17 protein-coding genes and 2 pseudogenes are annotated in these 17,987 nt (G+C 58.8%); 9 read left to right on the forward strand and 10 right to left on the reverse strand.

What is annotated here, in order from left to right:
* Positions 1–27: 27 nt before the first annotated feature.
* Genes AB6804_RS28140 through AB6804_RS28170 form a run of 7 tightly spaced genes read right to left on the reverse strand, consistent with a single transcriptional unit; the run spans position 28 to position 5,946 of the window.
* A complete protein-coding gene (locus tag AB6804_RS28140; protein WP_370889236.1) occupies positions 28–978 on the reverse strand; it encodes an NAD-dependent epimerase/dehydratase family protein in 951 nt (316 codons plus the stop codon).
* On the reverse strand, positions 975–1,964 hold the full coding sequence (locus tag AB6804_RS28145) for a fumarylacetoacetate hydrolase family protein (protein ID WP_370889237.1): 990 nt from the start codon (positions 1,962–1,964) through the stop codon (positions 975–977). The genes AB6804_RS28140 and AB6804_RS28145 overlap by 4 nt, the downstream gene beginning before the upstream one ends.
* A 20-nt stretch (positions 1,965–1,984) precedes the next feature.
* Complete coding sequence (locus AB6804_RS28150; protein WP_370889238.1) at positions 1,985–2,785, reverse strand: SDR family NAD(P)-dependent oxidoreductase; 801 nt, start codon at positions 2,783–2,785, stop codon at positions 1,985–1,987.
* Positions 2,757–4,040: a histidinol dehydrogenase gene (gene hisD / locus AB6804_RS28155; RefSeq protein ID WP_370889239.1), complete on the reverse strand. Its 1,284-nt coding sequence runs from the start codon at positions 4,038–4,040 to the stop codon at positions 2,757–2,759. Before hisD ends, AB6804_RS28150 begins: the two co-directional genes overlap by 29 nt.
* A 52-nt stretch (positions 4,041–4,092) precedes the next feature.
* Entirely contained in the window at positions 4,093–4,395 is a 303-nt protein-coding gene (locus tag AB6804_RS28160) for an antibiotic biosynthesis monooxygenase (protein WP_370889240.1), read from the reverse strand.
* The gene (locus tag AB6804_RS28165; protein WP_370889241.1) at positions 4,392–5,423 is read right to left on the reverse strand and encodes an SMP-30/gluconolactonase/LRE family protein; all 1,032 of its coding nucleotides are present in this window, start codon (positions 5,421–5,423) and stop codon (positions 4,392–4,394) included. The genes AB6804_RS28160 and AB6804_RS28165 overlap by 4 nt, the downstream gene beginning before the upstream one ends.
* 43 nt (positions 5,424–5,466) lie before the next feature.
* The gene (locus AB6804_RS28170) at positions 5,467–5,946 is read right to left on the reverse strand and encodes a VOC family protein (RefSeq protein WP_370889242.1); all 480 of its coding nucleotides are present in this window, start codon (positions 5,944–5,946) and stop codon (positions 5,467–5,469) included.
* A 160-nt stretch (positions 5,947–6,106) separates the two neighbouring features.
* Between AB6804_RS28170 and AB6804_RS28175 the strand changes: the two genes are divergently transcribed.
* From AB6804_RS28175 to AB6804_RS28190, 4 genes and pseudogenes are all read left to right on the forward strand, one after another.
* Positions 6,107–7,006 (forward strand): LysR family transcriptional regulator, encoded by a 900-nt coding sequence (locus AB6804_RS28175; protein ID WP_370889243.1) that lies wholly within the window; start codon positions 6,107–6,109, stop codon positions 7,004–7,006.
* 56 nt (positions 7,007–7,062) lie between these two features.
* The gene (locus tag AB6804_RS28180; RefSeq protein ID WP_370889244.1) at positions 7,063–8,373 is read left to right on the forward strand and encodes an MFS transporter; all 1,311 of its coding nucleotides are present in this window, start codon (positions 7,063–7,065) and stop codon (positions 8,371–8,373) included.
* 209 nt (positions 8,374–8,582) lie between these two features.
* The gene (locus AB6804_RS28185) at positions 8,583–10,103 is read left to right on the forward strand and encodes a carbohydrate porin (protein ID WP_370889245.1); all 1,521 of its coding nucleotides are present in this window, start codon (positions 8,583–8,585) and stop codon (positions 10,101–10,103) included.
* A 238-nt stretch (positions 10,104–10,341) separates the two neighbouring features.
* A pseudogene (locus tag AB6804_RS28190) lies at positions 10,342–10,867 on the forward strand (transposase); the annotation flags it as partial.
* Between the two features lie 28 nt (positions 10,868–10,895).
* On the opposite strand, the gene AB6804_RS28195 reads toward AB6804_RS28190, so the two are convergent.
* Positions 10,896–11,594 (reverse strand): ion channel, encoded by a 699-nt coding sequence (locus tag AB6804_RS28195; RefSeq protein WP_370889246.1) that lies wholly within the window; start codon positions 11,592–11,594, stop codon positions 10,896–10,898.
* 541 nt (positions 11,595–12,135) lie between these two features.
* Between AB6804_RS28195 and AB6804_RS28200 the strand changes: the two are divergent.
* The 4 genes and pseudogenes from AB6804_RS28200 to AB6804_RS28215 all read left to right on the forward strand — a co-directional run.
* Positions 12,136–12,306, forward strand: a pseudogene (locus AB6804_RS28200) (transposase); the annotation flags it as partial.
* The gene (locus AB6804_RS28205; protein ID WP_370889252.1) at positions 12,267–12,476 is read left to right on the forward strand and encodes a hypothetical protein; all 210 of its coding nucleotides are present in this window, start codon (positions 12,267–12,269) and stop codon (positions 12,474–12,476) included. The pseudogene AB6804_RS28200 and the gene AB6804_RS28205, both read left to right, overlap by 40 nt.
* Before the next feature lie 322 nt (positions 12,477–12,798).
* Positions 12,799–13,887: a DUF3300 domain-containing protein gene (locus AB6804_RS28210; protein ID WP_370889247.1), complete on the forward strand. Its 1,089-nt coding sequence runs from the start codon at positions 12,799–12,801 to the stop codon at positions 13,885–13,887.
* A 10-nt stretch (positions 13,888–13,897) separates the two neighbouring features.
* On the forward strand, positions 13,898–14,812 hold the full coding sequence (locus AB6804_RS28215) for a DUF2950 domain-containing protein (protein WP_370889248.1): 915 nt from the start codon (positions 13,898–13,900) through the stop codon (positions 14,810–14,812).
* Positions 14,813–14,883: 71 nt separating this feature from the next.
* Here AB6804_RS28215 and AB6804_RS28220 read toward each other — a convergent pair whose 3' ends face one another.
* Positions 14,884–16,116, reverse strand: coding sequence for a glyceraldehyde-3-phosphate dehydrogenase (locus AB6804_RS28220; protein ID WP_370889249.1), 1,233 nt, complete (start codon positions 16,114–16,116; stop codon positions 14,884–14,886).
* A 178-nt stretch (positions 16,117–16,294) separates the two neighbouring features.
* Between AB6804_RS28220 and AB6804_RS28225 the strand changes: the two genes are divergently transcribed.
* Positions 16,295–17,089 carry a hypothetical protein gene (locus AB6804_RS28225; protein WP_370889250.1) on the forward strand — a complete coding sequence of 265 codons (795 nt, stop codon included), beginning with the start codon at positions 16,295–16,297 and terminating at the stop codon, positions 17,087–17,089.
* Between the two features lie 137 nt (positions 17,090–17,226).
* Here the strand turns inward: AB6804_RS28225 and AB6804_RS28230 are convergent, their stop codons facing one another.
* On the reverse strand, positions 17,227–17,421 hold the full coding sequence (locus tag AB6804_RS28230) for a hypothetical protein (protein WP_370889251.1): 195 nt from the start codon (positions 17,419–17,421) through the stop codon (positions 17,227–17,229).
* Positions 17,422–17,987 lie beyond the last annotated feature (566 nt).

The following is a 17,987-nucleotide window of genomic DNA, read 5'->3' on the forward strand; positions in this document are numbered from 1 at the left end:
CTTTGAAGTGCTCGGCGTAAAGCGCTGTCATTGCGCCATCGCTCGCGTGATCAGCTCGTCCACGTCGCCATCGTGCCTGAGGCCCAATGCCTCGGCTTCTGGTGTCAGAAGAGGCGGATACGTTGCGAACAGCCGTTCTATGAACGGGTCAGGCAAATAGGTGACAAGCGTCTTCCGATCCGAACCGAAGCGTGTGGCGAGTGCATCCACAACTTCAGAGACGGTGAGCCGCAACACCGGCATTTGATACGCGCGGCGCGCGTTGAAACGCTCGACATCAACGATCGCGGCATGTAGCAGGTTGTCTACACACGCACCGACAGAGATCCACCAGGCTACACCTTCCGGGGAAACGGGAACGGTTAGTGGCTCTCCAGCAGCAAGCCGCCAGAAGAGCTGGCTCATGAATGCGGACATCAGACCGCTGCCATCGCCGGGACGTGCGACGACGCCGGGCAGCCGTAGCGAGCAACCTTGAATCCATCCAAGGCGCGACGCGTTAGCAACGAGCACTTCGCCCATCAGCTTGTGTGCGCCATAGCTCAGTGCTGGCGCGGGCAGCGTCGTTTCATCGACGGTGTCTGACAGTCGCTCGCCGTAGACAGCAACGGTGCTCGCGAAGACAAAGCGAGGCACGCGCGGCTGAGAGCGAAGATCCTCTAGCAGACCGACCGTGGCATCTAAATTAATCGAACGGCCTAACTCATAGTTCTTTTCCGCAGCGCCGCCAGGAACGCTCGCGAGATGGAACACGGTGTCCACCGGCTCCGCGTAGGCGCGTGCGCGTGTCGCGGGGTCGGCAATGTTGCCTGTCAATTGAATGACGCGCTCGTCGCAATGAGGCGCGTCAAACGCGACATCGATAAGCGTCATCCGGGATACGCGTTCGTCACCCAAGCCCTCAGCCAGCAGCCGCTTCACCAACGCTCGACCGACGAATCCCTGGGCGCCGGTCACGACAACGTGCATTGCGCTCATGCCGATTCTCCTGGGCGGACAAAGCGATGATCGATTGCACCGAAAACTGACTGCTGATGTGCATCGAACATCTCGAAGCGCAGGCGCTCGCCGAATCGGATCCAGGGTGTAGTCGATGTACCGCCCTCAATTGCCTCGATGGCACGCTGCTCCGCCAGACAGGCGGAGCCGACGGAGCGATAGTCGACGTTCGAGAACGTACCGGAGCCCAGCAGGGTACCGGCTCGCAAATTACGGTTGTAGGTCATGTAATCGATCAGCTCGTGAAAACCAAAGCTCATCTCGCGGCCATTAGGATGCCCGAACAGTTCGCCATTGCGATGAACCGTCACATCGAGATGCACGCGTCCGTCGTGCCACGCATCGCCGAGTTCGTCCGGCGTGACTGCGACCGGTGCAAACGCTGTCGCCGGCTTAGCAAGAATAAAGCCGAAACCCATGCCTAGCTCACGGAACAGATGCTTGCGCATACTGACGTCGTTGAACAATACAAGCAGACTGACATGCGCCAGCGCCTCGCTTGCCCGCGTGCCGCGCGGGGTGTCACTCAAGATCACGCCGACTTCGCCCTCGAAATCGCAGTTGTCTGCTTCGTCCGGAAAAGGATAATCGTCGTGCGGACCAGTGAAATCGTCTGCTTGTCGCTGAATCAGAATCGGAGTGGACGCATCGGTTTTTTTGTCGGGGTGATATGCCTGCGTCATGATGCGGCCGTGGTTCAGGAAAGCCGATGCGTCGATGAACTGGTGCGTCCGAGGCAGCGGCGCTGAGCATAGGCGCGGATCGAAAGCAAACGCGTCTTTCTCGTCCGCTTTATTCAAAGACTCATAGATCGCCCGCAATGCCGGCTGCGCGTTTGACCAGTCGTCGAGTGCTGCACGCATGCTCGGTGCGACGGCACGGGCGCTAACCGCACGCCGCAAATCCCGCGAAACTACAATGAGCGCGCCGTCGGGGTGATTACTTTTGATCGATGCCAATTTCATGGTCGATTGTCTCCATCGTTTTAACTGAGCGGGCGGCCGCCATCGACTGGCAAGACGCATCCGGTACTAAAGCGCAGGTCACGCACGGCGGAAATCACGGCCTGAGCGATTTCGCTAGGTTGCGCAAGGCGGCCAAGCGGGCATTTGCTCGCCTGCTCATCGCGCCAAGCGGGATCCATCGCCTTTACGAACTCTGTGTCGACCAGTCCCGGCGAAACTGAGACCACGCGTATTGCCGGCGCGAGAGCGCGAGCCAGGGACATCGTTAGGTTGTCGAGGGCCGCCTTCGATGCGCAGTACATGAGGTTGCTGCCCATCGCAGTTCGAGCCGCGATGGACGAGATGTTGACGACTACGCTTCCGCCGAGCAGGTCGCTTTGCACAAGCAGGTGTCTCAGTGCGCGCACCATCGCAAACGGACCGCGTACATTGGTTGCCATCACGTCATCGATCAGTGCATCGTCGAGACCATCGAGGTTCTCGTGAGCGACGAAGCGGGTTGTACCAGCGCAATTCACGAGAACGTCACAGCGCCCGTATCGACGCTCGATGTCCTGCGCGAGACGGCCAAGCGCGGCGCTTTCTGTCACCGGCGCCGGTAAGGCGCAGTGTCCGTTGCCCGGCAGTTGCTCGATGAGCCTGTGTGCCGCTTCGGCGGAACTCCGAAAGCCTGCAACGACGCGAAAATCAGCCGACGCGAATGCCTGACAAATTTCTGCGCCGAGGCCGCCGGTTGCACCTGTTACAACAGCAACCGGCCGCGCGTCGGAAAGGGTAGTCGCTTGGCTCATGTCAGCTCTGCTTGCCGAGTCGTCGAACACGAATATCGGCCTGCTCCTTGTGACCAGAGAAACGTTCCAGCGCGCAAAGCCGCGAACAGACTTCGCCGATCTGCACCGACGCTTCGTCGGTCAAAATGCGTTGGTAGCTGTGCGTCTTGATGAACTTTCCAACCCACAGACCGCCCGTATAGCGACCCGCGCCCATGGTTGGCAACGTATGATTGGTGCCGATCACCTTGTCGCCGTAGGACACGTTTGTACGGTGACCAAGGAAAAGCGCGCCGTAGTTCGTCATGCGTGCGAGGAACCAATCGGGATCGCGGGTCATGACCTGCACATGCTCCGAGCAGAGACGCTCGGCTTCCTGCAGCATCTCGTCGTCGTTGTCGCAGAGAATGATCTGGCCGTAGTCGCGCCACGCGGCGCTCGCTACCTTCGCGGTGTCAAGCCGCGCGAGAACCGTCTCAATCGCGGCGGGCAGCTCCTCGGCGATCTTTTTGCTGCTGGTAATGCAATATGCAGGAGAAGTTGGCCCGTGCTCGGCCTGGCCAAGCAGGTCGACGGCGACGAGTTCAGCATCGACGGTGTCGTCGCAGATGACGAGCGTTTCAGTCGGGCCTGCGAAAAGGTCGATGCCGACACGGCCGTACAGTTGCCGTTTGGCTTCGGCAACATAGGCATTACCGGGCCCCACGATCATGTCGACCGGCGCGATACTTTCGGTGCCCAACGCCATGGCCGCGACGCCTTGCACGCCACCCATGACATAGATCTCGTCAGCGCCAGCAAGTGCCATTGCGGCAATGATTTCGGGCGAAGGCTTCCCATCGAACGGCGGCGCACATGCGATCACTCGCTTTACGCCAGCCACTTTTGCAGTCAGGACGCTCATATGCGCGGAGGCGAGAAGCGGGTACTTCCCGCCCGGAATGTAGCAACCCACCGAGTTGACCGGGATGTTCTTGTGACCGAGCACTACCCCGGGCAGCGTTTCGACCTCGACATCCCGCAATGACATCAGCTGGATCTGCGCGAAGCGGCGGATCTGTGCTTGAGCAAACTTGATGTCTTCAATCGCTTGCGGACTGAGGGAATCGATGCAAGCCGTGATTTCGGCGTCCGACAGGCGCAGGGAGGCAGGATTCCAGTTGTCGAATTTCTCCGAGAACTCGCGCACTGCTTGCTCGCCGCGTTGCTCAATATCGGCGATGATCTTCTCGACGGTTACGCGGACCTGCGCCTGATTGTCAGCGATTACCTGCGCGGTCTGACCGGACTTGATGTAGTTGATCATTTGAGAGCCTTCCTTCTAGACGTCGATATAGGGGGCGGCGCACGCGAGCAACTCAGCACGCGCCGGGATGAATCTGTTCGAAATGAGTTGCAATCGGGGGCGCCGAGAAAAACGGTTGAAGCAGGGCGCGCCACTCGGTGAACCGCGTTGATCGCCGGAAGCCCTCTGTGTGGTCCTCTACGGTGTTCCACTCGACGAGAAGTCGATATTCCGTCTCGTCTTCTATACAGCGATGGAGCTGGTGGCCTAGGTAGCCGGGCATGCTTACCAGAATCTTTTCGGCTTGTTGAAAGGCCAGCTCGAAGCCTTCGTTGTTGCCTGCGACGATATGGAAGTGCGCGATCTCGAGAATCATTTCTTCCCCCAGTGGGGAAGCGGAAGACCGGCGACGGGCGAACGGAAGCTCGCCAACGTGTTTCCAGCAAGGCTGCCGAGGTAAACCGTTTTTAGGTCCGCGCCTCCGAACGTGACGCTCGCCATCATCGGGGCAATCGTCCCTTTGCATGCGCCCATCAGTTCGGGCGTGGTCGTTCCTTGCGCGTAGTGCTCTTCATAAACAGCCAGCGCCCCATACACACCGTCGTCGAGCAAGGTGAGTACATCGCCTTCCGGCGTCAATGCAATCAACTTTTCGTTCAGAATCAGTGTGATCCAAAGATTCCCGTACGAGTCGAATGCAATGCCGTCCGGAAATCCGCCAAGATCCCGCGGTCCATAGATCTCGCGGTCACTCAGCGAGCCATCGGGCGCGGCGCGCAGACGGGAGATGCGGCGCGCGTTTGTCTCGACGACGTACAGCCACTCTTCATTCGCGTCGAATCGTATTTCATTCGTACCGACGAACCCGTCCGCGACGATGCGAATACCGCGATCGTCGATGAGCCCCACGTAACCGTCAGCGGTCATCTCATTGATCGAGCGTGTCCAAGGCACCTGACGCGTGGTCACCGTGAACCAGATGCGGCCCTTAGAATCCGTGAGAACGAAATTGGTCTTGCCAAGGGGGTTGCCGTCTACGCGGTCATACAGCGTGCGTGATTGCCCGTCGCGGGTCATCAGTTCGATGGCATCCGTACCAAAGTTTGCAATGACGATGTTGCCGTCCCGGTCAAACGCTAGGCCGTTCGGCAACGTCGCACCGAGAACGAGATCGGAATCGGTGGTCGTGCCGGCAGAGCCGTCAAGGCCATCGACCTTCTGCGCGATTAATGTCTGCTTGCCAGTGGAATCGATACGCATGACTCCGCCGCGCGCATCGGCCGTCCATAACGTGCCGTCTGATTCGGCGAGGATGCACTCAGGGCGCCTCAAGTCGTTGCCTACGTGAACGATATCGGAACGCTGAACTGCCCACCCGCGCAGGGGGTTAAAAGGTTGACTCATGCGTGCTGTCCTGGATGAAAGGGAGAAGCGATGCGACACGTCATCAAACGGCGGAGCGTCGGTCCGCCCTAGACGGCTCGACCGGCTCGATAAGGTTGCCTGCGATGTCACGGATGAATGCGGTGGCATTACCGTCGACTGTCAGGCGCAACGCAACGTCGACGCCTCTGCTTGTGAGCGCATCGAGCGCCGCTGCGACATTGGCTACCTCGAAGCACATGTGCTTGTTGCCATGCGTTCGTAAATCGAGGTCCGGTTCTCGCCGCGCGTCGGGCAAACGTGCCGCGCCGGCAATTTCGAATATCTCGATCCGAAAATTGTCACGGCGTAAGAAAGCTATGCGTGCCGGAATCGAGTCCAACTTCATGCGCGATTCAAGCTGGAACCCGAGCATGGTCTCGTACCAGTTAACTGCAGCGTCAAGGTCGGGAGCGCTGACGCCAAAGTGATGAGGACGTAGATCGAAATTTGGCAGAGCCGGACGAGCGTTGGCATGGCCTTGAGCCGAGCGAACGAGATTCATTGATTTGTCTCCATGTGCCAGGCATCTGTCGCGGGCCCGGTCTGTGGAGTCACTGTAGGCTTCACACCTAGTTGAGACAATCAATTGTTAGTGGAAGCACGAATTGATGTCATCAAATCGTTGGGCGATGCTCTTGATCATGAGACTGGGACACTTCGACTTGAATCTTCTTGTCGCGCTCGACGCACTTCTCGACACCCGCAGCGTTACGCGGGCAAGCGAGCGGCTGAGCATTGGGGCGTCGGCGACAAGCAGTGCTCTGGGACGCCTACGCGAATATTTCAACGATGATTTGTTGACCCCAGTTGGTCGGCAGATGGAGCTGACACCGCTGGGCAAAGCGCTGGCGCAGCCGGTCAGGGAGATTCTCTTGAACGTTCAGTCTCGCGTGATCGCAAGACCTGACTTCGACCCAGCGAGCGCCGAGCGCGATTTTGTTATCCGCGCATCGGACTACCTGACCACCGTTCTACTAGTCGATGTCGTTCAGCGGCTTCAACGCGAAGCGCCGAAAATTCGCCTTCACATCGCTAATATGACGGATGACGTACCGGCTCAACTCGACCGTGGCGAAGTTGATCTAGTGATTTACCCTAGCGCATCGGTTAATCCGCGACACCCGTCAGAAACGCTCTTCGAGGAAACTTACACCTGCGTTGTATGGGCGGAGAACGAAGTCGTAAGCGAAACGCTTAGCTTTGGTCAGTACTTCGAGCTCGGCCATGTGGCGGCGGCATTTGGTGAACGCAGCATCAGTTTCGAGAGCATGGCAATTACCAGCCGTGGGCTACGACGCTCAGTGGAAGTGACGACCACGAACTTCAACACGTTGCCGCAACTAGTTATCGGGACGAGTCGGATCGCCACAATCCATACGCGTCTTGCCGAAATCTATGCTCGCTATCTTCCGTTGCGGGTGCTCCCCGTTCCTTTCGATCTGCCGCCTCTGGTTGAGGTGATGCAATGGCACGGGTCAAACAGCGACGACCCGGCTCATACCTGGATGCGTCGGCTGATTAAGGAAGTCGCTGACGGGCGCGCCGGCACTGTGAGGATTTGATGATGTCGGATAGTGCCGTCAATACAATCTAATTGTGTCAAATCGACTGTCCCGGGATGATTGGAACACAACCCGGCGAATCGACCCTGGAAGTCATCTGCGGCTTCCCAGCGGATCGAGATCCCAAATCGGAGACAGTCATGCACCTCAGCGCGCCCAGCTACTCACAGTCGGCGACAAACCGTCGCGCGTCGTTCTTCCATGCTTTCATTCTGTTGAGCGCTGTGATCTGCGGCACGCTCGCCGCGACGGTCATTGGTCCGGTCTTGCCGGCGATGCAACAGCATTTTCAGGCCGTGCCCGGTATTCAAACTCTTGTACCGGTTGTCGTCACCTTGCCGATGCTCATCCTCGCAGTTCTGGCTATCGCGATTGGATGGGCTGCGGATAAAGTCGGTCGCAAGCGGGTGCTTGTCGCCTCCCTAGTTCTCTATGCGGCGGCCGGCACCGCGCCGCTCTATCTCAATTCGATTTACGCGATCCTCGTTAGCCGGGCTGTCGTCGGCGTGGCCGAAGCTGCGGCAATGACCTGCAGCACCACGATGATTGGCGATTATTTTTCAGGCACCCGGCGAGACAAGTACATATCGCTGCAAACGACGTTCGCTTCGATCTCGGCCTTTATATTCAACTTGGTTGGCGGCACGCTCGGCGCTCACGGTTGGCGCAGCCCGTTCGCCGTCTATGCATTGACGTTGCTCATCGCGCCACTCGTTCAAATTTTTCTCTGGGAGCCCGGTCGAAATCACGCAGTGGAAGATCGCGTTGCAAAGGTTATCGACGAGCCCAAATTCAAGCCGTTGTTGTTGACGCTCGTCTGCGTTGTCGCCTTTTTCGCCGGCGCCGTGTTCTTGATGGTGCCCATACATCTCTCCTTCATGCTCGTCGAGATCGGTGTGACCTCGACGCCAAAGATCGGGCTCAGCTATGCCATGAGCAGCCTTGGAGTGATCGTCGGTACGGTCGCGTTCGGATGGATCATTGTGAAACGCTTCGGCGTGCTTAGTCAGCTTCTTATCTCCACACTCATCTGCGGCGTTGGCTTCGTGCTTATGGGCACTTCACACACCTACGCCGGACTATCCATCGGTGGGATCGTGAACGGCTTTGGCAGTGGGCTAATCCTGCCGGCATCAGTCAGTTGGGCCCTTCGTACGCTTCCGTTTGAACGACGGGGCTTTGGAATTGGGGCTTATATGGCGAGTCAATCCCTAGGCTACTTTTGCAACCCGTTCCTCATCATGCCTATTGTGGCGCGGACGGGGTCTCGCTTCCCGGCCTTCGAGATGTGGGGCATCGCGCTAATTGCTGTGATTTTCATCACCTTCGCAGTGGCATTCCTGAAGCGTAAGCCAAGTCTCACATGAACCTCTCGCTTTTAGCTCAGATCCCCGTCGTCGCCGCTGGCACATGAGTCGGCGTCAAAGGCGGGGTAGCGCCGAAGACGAGACTCTTCCCGCTGACCGACGATAGCTTGCAACTATGCATGCGCTCATCGTTGCTGCCTGTGCCCGACAACGCAGCGGTACAGCAAGTAGAAGCGGCGCACTAGAAAACGCCTAAAAGGAGACGACAGATGAAACAGCATTTCAAGCATCGGTGGACAATTGCGAACTCACGAACGCGGCCTGCGGTGGCTGAACGGCGATCGCGCAATAACCGCAGGCGATTGCAAGCAGCCGCCGCCACTGGGCTCGTTTTCGCAGTGCTCGGTGCTCGGGCGGAGGATGCGCCTCTCAGCCCAAATAAAAACGCGGCAACCATCGCTCTCGATTCTCCGAATGATTCCCGTTCGAGCGGCGACACACCAAATCTTGTCGGTACGGTGCGCGAGCAAGCGAGCGAGCGTGATGCTGCACATCCGATCTTCTGGAAAGCGGGCAGAACACTTCAGAATGTTGGAATTACGCCTAGCCTTGTTTTCACACAGTTTTATCTTGACAATCCTTCGGCCGGTCAGCAAACGGGCAACCATGAAGCACTGTCGTTCATCGCAGCGGGAGCCGACATTGATCTGCAGAAGATGGTGGGCCTTTCCGGAGCCACAATCCATTTCCAACAGCTCTTTGCGCCGTTTGTTGTCAACACGCTTTACGGCGTCCAAGTCGGCGACAGTATCGCGGGCCAACCGTCACCATACATTCCCCGAAAGGCGCATTTGACGCTTTTCACTTGGGAACAGAAATTTTTTGAAGGGCGGGCGACATTTGAATTTGGTAAGAGCAACGCTGGAAACTACTTTGCCGTCCCAGTATGCGAACTTCCATATGGCTGTTTCTCGCCCATCATCCAGGATGCAGCCCAGATTAACCCTATCATCTACGCGAACTGGGGGGCGCGCGCGGCATATAAATTCACCAACGAAATCACCGCGCAAGTCGGCGTGTGGAAATCCGATTCGACCTATCCGGACAGCAACGGCTGGAATTGGTCAGCGCAGGGCCCCCAGAGCAATACCTATTTGGCCAACGTGACGTACAAAACCGATCCGATGCAGGACCGCTTTGCGAAAAGTTACGAGGTCATGTTCTTCTACAACACGGCTAAGCATCAGGCCTATAAGATGCCCGGTCCCGCGACGCCCGGACCCTACAAGGGCACGTCGGGGATCTATGTCGGCGGGAAACAGGTCGTGTGGCATCCCGATGGCGACGTGCCGGGCACTTCGGGCGCGCTCTCGCTAAGCGTGTTTGGAAACTTCACGAGCAGCTTCGACCAACACAATCCAGCGGGACTCCAAAGCACCGGTACGCTCGGTTTAACGGCTAGAGGGCTGCTCAAGAGCCGGCCCTACGACACCGTTTCAGCTCGAGTCAACTACACGAGGAACACATCGTCGGAGCAAGCCTTCCTTCAGCAGACCAATTTGGCTTTTGGCGGAACTGGTTACAGCGTGGGTCGGAACGAGTACGCTGTGCAGTTGGATGCGAACATCATCGTCACGCCTAGCGTCATTGTGAGCCCCTACATAGTTCGCACCTTTAACACTAATAGTTGGCTGATGCCATTCACGACTGTTAAGCCGAGCAACGGGATCGCGTACGGAATTCTTGCAACGTTCTTGTTCGACAAGATGCTCGGCCTTTCCGGAAGCTGACCACCTAGCAAGGCAACGTCAGACGGCAATGCAACGCTCAGTTGGGTGGTCGATGGCTTGCTCAATGATTGAGCAGCCACCGCGCCCACACGGCGCGAGCCATTTCCGATAATTGCAACAAGGTGCGTGGAAGGGCAATGTCCCAGCCCTAGTTGAAGGTTGAAGGCGGCGGTTCGCTCTGGGAATCCGAGAGAATCGGGTTTCCAGGACCAACTCCACGGACAGGAGAACCCCCGAAATGAAGGGTACCAAGAAGAATCGTGAAACAGCCAGCGTGCCGTTCAGCGTCGTTGAGAAGCAGAATGAGGACGCGCTGAAAGCCTGCTTTGCGCAAAACAGTCAGATGCTGCTACCGCTGCTCGATCTGGTCCAGAACACCCGGACGAGCATCAACGAACTGATGCATGACGCCGGACGCAGCCTCATCGAGCAACTGCTTGTGCTCTCCGCGATGGAAGTCGCGGGTGACAAACATCCCGGGCGCGCAGCGGGTGATGTTGGCTGGCATGGCTCGCAGCAAGGACGGGTCGTGATGGATGAGCGCAAGCTGAACGTCAAACGCCCGCGCCTGGGCAACAAGGCCGGGGCCGAAGTGGGGATTCCGGCCTACGAGCACTTGAGCCAGAATCCGCGCCTTGGCAAGCGCGTGCACGACATCAGGGTCACTGGCGTGTCGACTCGCAAGTACGCGAAGGTTCTTCGAGATGGCCAGCTCCGTGGGCATTTCGAAGAGCAGCATCTCGCGCGAGTTCGTCAAGGCCAGCGACGACGGTGGTTCAGGCAGATCGAGAGTCACTTGGTCAGAGTCGACGGATAGAGACCGGCAAGCCGCGCGATCAGGACACCAACGTAAAACACGCCTGCAAACTCTTCGATCATCACAAATGAGCGAGCCTGGTTGGTCAATGGGATAACATCACCGTAACCAGTGGTCGTGAGCGTCGTGAGGCTAAAGTAGATCAGTTTGAAGAAAGTGCCAGGCTGTGTGAAATCGAGGCGGCCAGGACCGAATGAGCCAGCGCTGGATCTCTCGATCAGGGCGTAGATGAAGGCCCAGACGAAGACCAGCATGATGTAGCCTGCAAGCGCACCATGCAACTTGTCGGCTGTAATCGGCCCGCGCTTGAGAATATAACGAAGCACTCCGCTAATCGAGACTGCAAGAGACGCGGCATAAGACATCCCGGCAAGATCCAGAATCACGATATTCTCAGTCCACAACGCCGCCCATTGAAGGCCAACCCCAAGCAACGCCAAGCCCAGTTTGAGGATGAATCCCCGCCGAGTCTGCTCGGCGGCGAAAGCGCCCACGAGCAGCACGATTGAAAACAGAATACCGAGCAGCGTGCGAGCGAATATGCCTTCCTCAAGGTAGGGAAACAGGAGGATCAAGCCAAGTAAGAGCAGCAATAGATAGGTGCAGGGCCCTTGCCCTATTATCATCTGAGCCAAATCCTCGTCTGATTCGGCTTTATCTTGCGGACTTGTCATATCAGTTTCCCAGAGACCGAACTAACGCTCGCGACCTGACGTTGCACGGTTGAAATTTGACCTCGCTTTAGAGGAATGGGCAACTGGAAATTCTCATCGCGGATGCGCGTGAGACGCGCCTTGCCGACCCTCAACGGACCGTTGACTAGGGCTACCAAATCGGCCACACGCTCCTTCGAAAGCGACCTTTTCGCTCTTCGCAATGGTCGCTCCGGAGCCGAGCGATTACGCGCTACCGCCCCCTTTTGAGGTTGACCCATCGATCTACAGTAAGCGCCTCGGCACGACCGTTTCCCACTGCTGTATATTTCGACGCATGATGGGCGCGTCCAGCTTGATGGAGACAGTCAGCCATGTCGAACGCAGCGGGCCGTACGCATCCCCATCGCACGTATGCGCAAGAATTCAAGCAGCAGGTGATTAGGGAGACATTGGAACCCGGCATGTCGGTGAGAGGTGGCGGCGGGAATTCGGACAGTTCGTTAAGTGGAAAAGCTGGGGCGTGAGTCGGTCATAATGGCCGGCATCAAGGAACCAGAAGATGACGAAACGAAACCGACGGACACACTCACCGGCGTTCAAGGCAAAGGTGGCACTCGCGGCGCTCAAGGGCGACAAGACGCTGGCGGAGCTGGCCCAGCAGTTTGACGTCCATCCGAACCAGATCACGGACTGGAAGAAGCAACTGCAGGAGCGGGTTGCAGATGTGTTCGAAGTAGCGATGAGATCGTCAAGATGCGGATGGAAGTTGCCGCCGCCAACAAGAAATATAGCCAGAAAGTCGCAGCGGCCAAGAAAGTCTTCGATCATAAGAAGGCAGAGGCCGCGAAAGAACGCGATGCTGCGATTGAGGCAGCGCATGGCGGCGCGAGCGGGCAGTAAGCGCTCAGCGCGGGACGGGGCGCGCATTGCGATATATCTTATAGGCGGGACGCCTCGGCAAGGGCGCAAATAGGCCGGCGTTTCGGATCCAGAAACATGCGCGGTACCCCTACTCCGGGCGGTGCTAGACATGCGTGACTCATTCAGCTTGCTTCTTATCGCGTCGGCGCTGTGCGCAGGCGGGTGCGCGACTCCCGAGGCCCCGGCGGGAAGCGGTGGGCAACCTACAGCTCAGCAACCAGCGACAAGTGCTGCGCAGACCATCTCAAATGTGCCGTCGACAGGCGGTGGGCAAGCTGTCGCGATGGATAATCCTGTCTCGTTGGACACGCTCGTCGGTTCTATTGCGCTCTATCCGGACGACCTCATCGCCATCATTCTTCCCGCGTCGACGTATCCGGTCGAAGTTGTGCAAGCCGACCGCTTCCTTGAGCGCAGAAAGACGCAAAAGGACCTGCCGGTTAACGAGGCGTGGCAGGATCCAGTGAAGGCGCTGTTGAACTACCCCGAAGTCGTAAAGAAAATGAGCACCGACCTCGACTGGACTGTGGCGCTAGGTGAGGCGGTGGTAGCGGATCAAAGCGCAGTGCTGCAGGCAGTGCAGCGTTTCCGACGTCAGACGCAATCGGTCGGGAATCTCAAGACGGACGACAAACAGACGGTGGTGGTCGAGAAGGAGGTCATCAAGATTGTGCCGTCAAATCCCGAAGTCATCTACGTGCCGCAGTACAACCCGTCGACAGTCGTCGTGAGCAGCCCAACGCCGGTGTATAGCTACTGGCCTGCGCCTTATCCGGTCTACTACTACCCGTACGCACCTGGTGCTGCTTTCGCCACGGGCCTCATCTGGGGTGCGGCGATTACGGCGGCTTGGAATGGCGGGCACTATGTGTCGCACTATGAGGGTGGCAACAACACTATCAATATCAACCGCGAGGGCAACGTCAACCGCACCGAGGTCAAGAACGAACTGAGCAATCGGGCGGCTAGCCGCTCCGCGAACGGCACTTCTGCCTCTGAGCGCTCGACCCAATGGCGCTCTGAAAAGAAGCCCGGACAGGTTTCCGGCACCAGCGCACGCGCATCGGCGCAGCGCGTCGGCGACCCGCCGTCCCGTGCCAACGCCGGCAACTTCGGCGCGTCTGGCGGCAGCGGGCGTGCTGCCGCGCGCGGGCCGGCAGCCGCGCAGACACCCCGCGCGCAGAGCCCCGGCGATTTCCAGGGGCGCGGCGGCGACGCTCTTAGCGGTTACGGCTCCGCTCAGGGTGTGCGGGCGGATAGCGCGCGCGGCGCCGCGAGCCGGCAGTCGTCGCCGCGTGCGCAGGGCGCTCGCAACCCGCAGAGCGGCGGAGGCTCCTCCGGCGGGCGTGGCGGCTTCGGCGGAGGTGGCGGACGCATGGGCCGCCGATAGGAGATATGGCATGAAAACGATATCTCGCTTAGCGTCTGCATTCGCGCTCGTCGCAGCGCTTCTCGCATCGTCGCCCGTCATCGCTACAAATGACCAGCAGACTTTCACGACGCCGGATGAAGCCGTGAGCGCGTTGCAGCACGCACTTGAATCGAACGATGACGCTGCGCTCATTGCGATCTTTGGCAATGCGCACAAGCGGCTCGTCGTGACACCCGATGAAGCCGAGAACCGCGAGCTGCGGGCCAACGCGCTCACGGAGTTCAATGCGTATCACATGCTGGCGGAAACCTCGCCGGATCGCCGCGTCCTGCGTATCGGCGACGAAGCGTGGCCGATGCCCATTCCACTGGTGCGTGAGGACGGACAGTGGCGCTTCGCGACCGAAGAGGGCGAACAGGAGGTGCTGGACCGTCGCATTGGGGGTAAGGAACGAGAAGCAATCAAAGTGCTGCGGGCTTATGTAGACGCCCAGCGCGAGTACGCGGCACGCGACCGCATGGGCGACGGCGTGTTGCAGTATGCGCGCAAGCTCGGCAGTTCCGCGGGCAAGCACGACGGGCTTTACTGGCCCGCGGACGAAGCGAAGGGCGAGGAGCTGAGTCCGTTCGGACCGTTGATCGCCGCGAGTTCAAACTATTTCAGCGATCGACGCCCCGGCGACGCCTATCACGGGTATCACTTCCGTATCCTGATGCGGCAAGGCCCGCAAGCGCCCGGTGGCGGGTTCAGCTACCTCGTCAACGGGCGCATGCTCGCGGGTTTCGCGATGGTCGCCTATCCCGCGCAGTACGGGGAGAGCGGCGTGATGACTTTCATCGTCAACAACAACGGCGTCGTGTATCAAAAGAATCGCGGCCCGGCAGCAAAGCCGCTGAGCGGGTTCAATCCTGATCCATCTTGGACTCGCGTGCAAGAGCCTTGAGTGGTCGACCTCGCGAGAGAGCCTCCTGTGTCCGCGCTCGAAGCAGTCCGCCGTGCCGTCGACGCGTGGACTCACCGCCACGCGCTGCCGACCTGAATGTAAAACGCATTCTGATCCTTGCTGTGGGCGACATCGATACCAATGGACACGCCCAACTTGCGTGCGATCAGGTAACGGAACCCCGTGCCGACACTTGCTACGTTCTGTGCCTGTGAGAAGCTCTCGAGCCGTCCGTATGCCTTGCCGAGGCCTGTGAAGCCGAGGACCGACCACCGCGGCGTCACGTCCCAGCGCAACTCCGCTTCAGTCGAAATGGCATTGCGGTCCTGGTACCGCCCCTTCTGAACGCCCCGCAGATCAACATACGGCTGCGCATAGAACGGAATGTTCCCCGTCGAGAACCTGGTGTCGAGACGCAGCCCCAGAATCAGCGTATGCGTGAGGGGAATCCATTTGAAGCCACGGGCGGCGTAGACGTCGTAGTTCTGGGTTCCGCCGAAGCCGGTACGGGCAAACTGCGTCTCAAATTCGGCGAAGCTTCCGGACACCGGATAAAAGACGTTGTCGCGCGAGTCGTAATCCAGAATGAGGCTCCCGGCGCCGATGCGCTGGTTTCGCTCGAAGTTGGCAATACTGGACGGTACATTGCTGCCTGTGAAGTTGGAGGTCGAATCGAAGAAGACGTATCGCACGCCGCCATACCAGCGGCTGTTGCCGAGGCGAACCAGAAATTGCTGAAGCAGCGCGTCACCAAGTAGGGTATAGGCCCGAGGCCGACCGGTCTGTCCGAAATAGTCGAGGTGAGCGTCGACCTTTGCCACTGCACCGAGGTAACGATAACGATCGTAGTCCCAGGTGTGGAAATGGGCGGCAGCCGCGGCCCACGTACCGTTTTGCGTGTAGACGCCACCGAGCGCCGTCACGTTCGGCGGAATCCGGTTGGGCTGCTCACCTGTTGAATTCGCCGCAGCATCGGCAATCGGCCCGGAGAAGAAGAGCAGTCCAAGGCCAACGCCATAGCCCACAGCCGGCTCAGTGATCACCATGGGCACGGGCAGTGCCCCCTTGTGTTTGAGCAGGAAATCGCTCATGTCCAGTTGCCCGTCGGTCGGATCGATGAAACTGAGCGGCTCTTTCTCATCGGCATGCACTGGAACACATGCTGATGCAGCTAATGTCGCAATCGCGGCAATCACCCTTACAAACGCTGGACGACCGTGCATCGCCTTTGTCCTTGTGCATTCGGGCGGCGCCCCGATCGTGGCAGCGCCAACCGCCCATACGTCCAAGACCGTCTCGGACATAGTATTGTCGATGGCGGATAAAGGAGCACTCAGTAGCACCTCGAAAGCCGTCGATGAATCCTCTCTCGTGGGCTATAACGTGGTTGTCGCGCCGGAACTCGCGCTCGGAACTTCTTGCAAAACTTTGCTGTGAGCAGCTTGGGAGCTACTCTTCATGCGCCTTTACTCAGGATGTGTGGTGGCTGCGATGATCGCCGTGACCAACGCGCGAGCTTCCGAAACCCTGTCGACTCAGGGCGAAACCGGCACGCAATGGCAATTCGCCGTCACGCCGTACCTCTGGTTGCCAAATGTAAGCGGGACGCTGCGCTTCTCCCCGCCGGGCGGGGGCGCTGACGCGTCTACCGGGCCGTATGACTATCTGCAGAACCTCAAATTCGTTTTTATGCTGCAGGGTGAGGCGCGCAAGGACGACTGGAGCATTTTCGCGGACACGATCTATCTGAACTTCGGGCGGCACGGGAGTTCAGTCAATGCGACGCGCGGCCTGTTCGGTCCTCGCGAGACGCAGCGGAGCTTCGAGACGACCTTCCGGGGCACGCTAATCCAGATAGGCGGCGGTCGCACCTTGATGCGACAGTCGTGGGGAAACATCGATGCGATTGTGGGAATGCGCTATCTCGGGGTGAAAGCCAAGCTCGACGCGTCGGCAGCGGGAACGCTTGGGACAGGTTCGAGCGTGAGCCCAGAAGTCAGTGTGTCGCAAGTACAAAACATTTTCGACGGCTTCGGAGGCGTGCGTGGGCGGCTTTTGATCACCAGTGACGAGAAGTGGTACGTGCCGTTTTATCTCGACGCCGGCGCCGGCTCGTCGAAGTTTACGTGGCAGGCGATGACCGGACTTGGCTATGCAATGAAGTGGGTCGACTTAAGCTTGACCTATCGGTATCTCGCCTTTTATGGCTCGGGCGATCAGCTGGTACAGACCCTGCGTTTCAACGGTCCAAGCTTAAACGTGACGTTCCGGTTCTGAGTACGGTGCTCGGAACCTTGGCAGCAAAGATCGGACGTCGATAAGCAGCGGTGTGCAGACTGGTCCATGCAGACGAAGGGGTGCGGACGGCTTTTACCACCAGCGCTTAGGGGGCTATTTCACTGCTCGTATCCGTCTCAAAAAACGGTTGAAGCGTGCAGTATCCGCAAGAAGCAGGCGATGAGCAGGGTGAACGCCGCACCAACAGCACCAAGTGCTACGTAGAGCATGGTGTTATCGGGCGGTGGTGCGGGTGAAACGATTTTCAAGCCCTGCGCGGGCAACCACGTTGCCCCACTGGCGTCAGGCTTGAGGTAGTTGATTCCAGGCATCTCAGTTCTCCATCTGTTGCTAAAGCCTGCATCGGCAGTCCGTTTGATTCAAGACTAGGGAACACGGGCGCGCAGCGTGCGTGGTCGAATGACGCATGTCGAGGCTCTATTTGAATATTCCGCGGCAAAACGAACGCGAATTCCACGGCACCCATTGGCGGGCCGGTGCCAAGCGAGAAAGAAGGTTCCGCGGCCCGCGTTAGCGGTCGGTGTTTGGAAGCGCTGGTCCGGAGGCAGTCGCCGGAGCGTGCCCGTTTCTTCACTAGGAGGCTGCGACGAATCGCGCCAGGCACCCATCGGGATCAAGCGAGCGGCGATAGGCAGCCGGTCGCCCTGGTGGCTTGACCACCCCAGAAGAGCTTTGGTACCGCAAATGCGCCCATAGGTTTGCACAAATCGGGGGCTGCCTAGACAGCGTCAAGCGGCACGGCCGGTCAGCGACAACTATTCTGGCCGGTCGACGGGTGTAATTGTCGCTGGCTAATTCATAGTTGTCTACATGAACGTCCCCCTTTGCGCCGGACTTTCGAGTCTTCGAAAAACAGGATGGGCTGCAGCTCTACATC

The organism is Caballeronia sp. RCC_10 (assembly GCF_041360715.1).
Classification (GTDB): domain Bacteria; phylum Pseudomonadota; class Gammaproteobacteria; order Burkholderiales; family Burkholderiaceae; genus Caballeronia; species Caballeronia grimmiae.

Coding starts and splice junctions, on each gene's coding strand:
- AB6804_RS28170 (WP_370889242.1), bottom strand. CDS start 5,946: ATGAATCTCGTTCGCTCGGCTCAAGGCCATGCCAACGCTCGTCCGGCT.
- AB6804_RS28220 (WP_370889249.1), bottom strand. CDS start 16,116: ATGTCCGAGACGGTCTTGGACGTATGGGCGGTTGGCGCTGCCACGATC.
- AB6804_RS28145 (WP_370889237.1), bottom strand. CDS start 1,964: ATGAAATTGGCATCGATCAAAAGTAATCACCCCGACGGCGCGCTCATT.
- AB6804_RS28215 (WP_370889248.1), top strand. CDS start 13,898: ATGAAAACGATATCTCGCTTAGCGTCTGCATTCGCGCTCGTCGCAGCG.
- AB6804_RS28140 (WP_370889236.1), bottom strand. CDS start 978: ATGAGCGCAATGCACGTTGTCGTGACCGGCGCCCAGGGATTCGTCGGT.
- AB6804_RS28165 (WP_370889241.1), bottom strand. CDS start 5,423: ATGAGTCAACCTTTTAACCCCCTGCGCGGGTGGGCAGTTCAGCGTTCC.
- hisD (WP_370889239.1), bottom strand. CDS start 4,040: ATGATCAACTACATCAAGTCCGGTCAGACCGCGCAGGTAATCGCTGAC.
- AB6804_RS28180 (WP_370889244.1), top strand. CDS start 7,063: ATGATTGGAACACAACCCGGCGAATCGACCCTGGAAGTCATCTGCGGC.
- AB6804_RS28230 (WP_370889251.1), bottom strand. CDS start 17,421: ATGCCTGGAATCAACTACCTCAAGCCTGACGCCAGTGGGGCAACGTGG.
- AB6804_RS28195 (WP_370889246.1), bottom strand. CDS start 11,594: ATGACAAGTCCGCAAGATAAAGCCGAATCAGACGAGGATTTGGCTCAG.
- AB6804_RS28160 (WP_370889240.1), bottom strand. CDS start 4,395: ATGATTCTCGAGATCGCGCACTTCCATATCGTCGCAGGCAACAACGAA.
- AB6804_RS28185 (WP_370889245.1), top strand. CDS start 8,583: ATGAAACAGCATTTCAAGCATCGGTGGACAATTGCGAACTCACGAACG.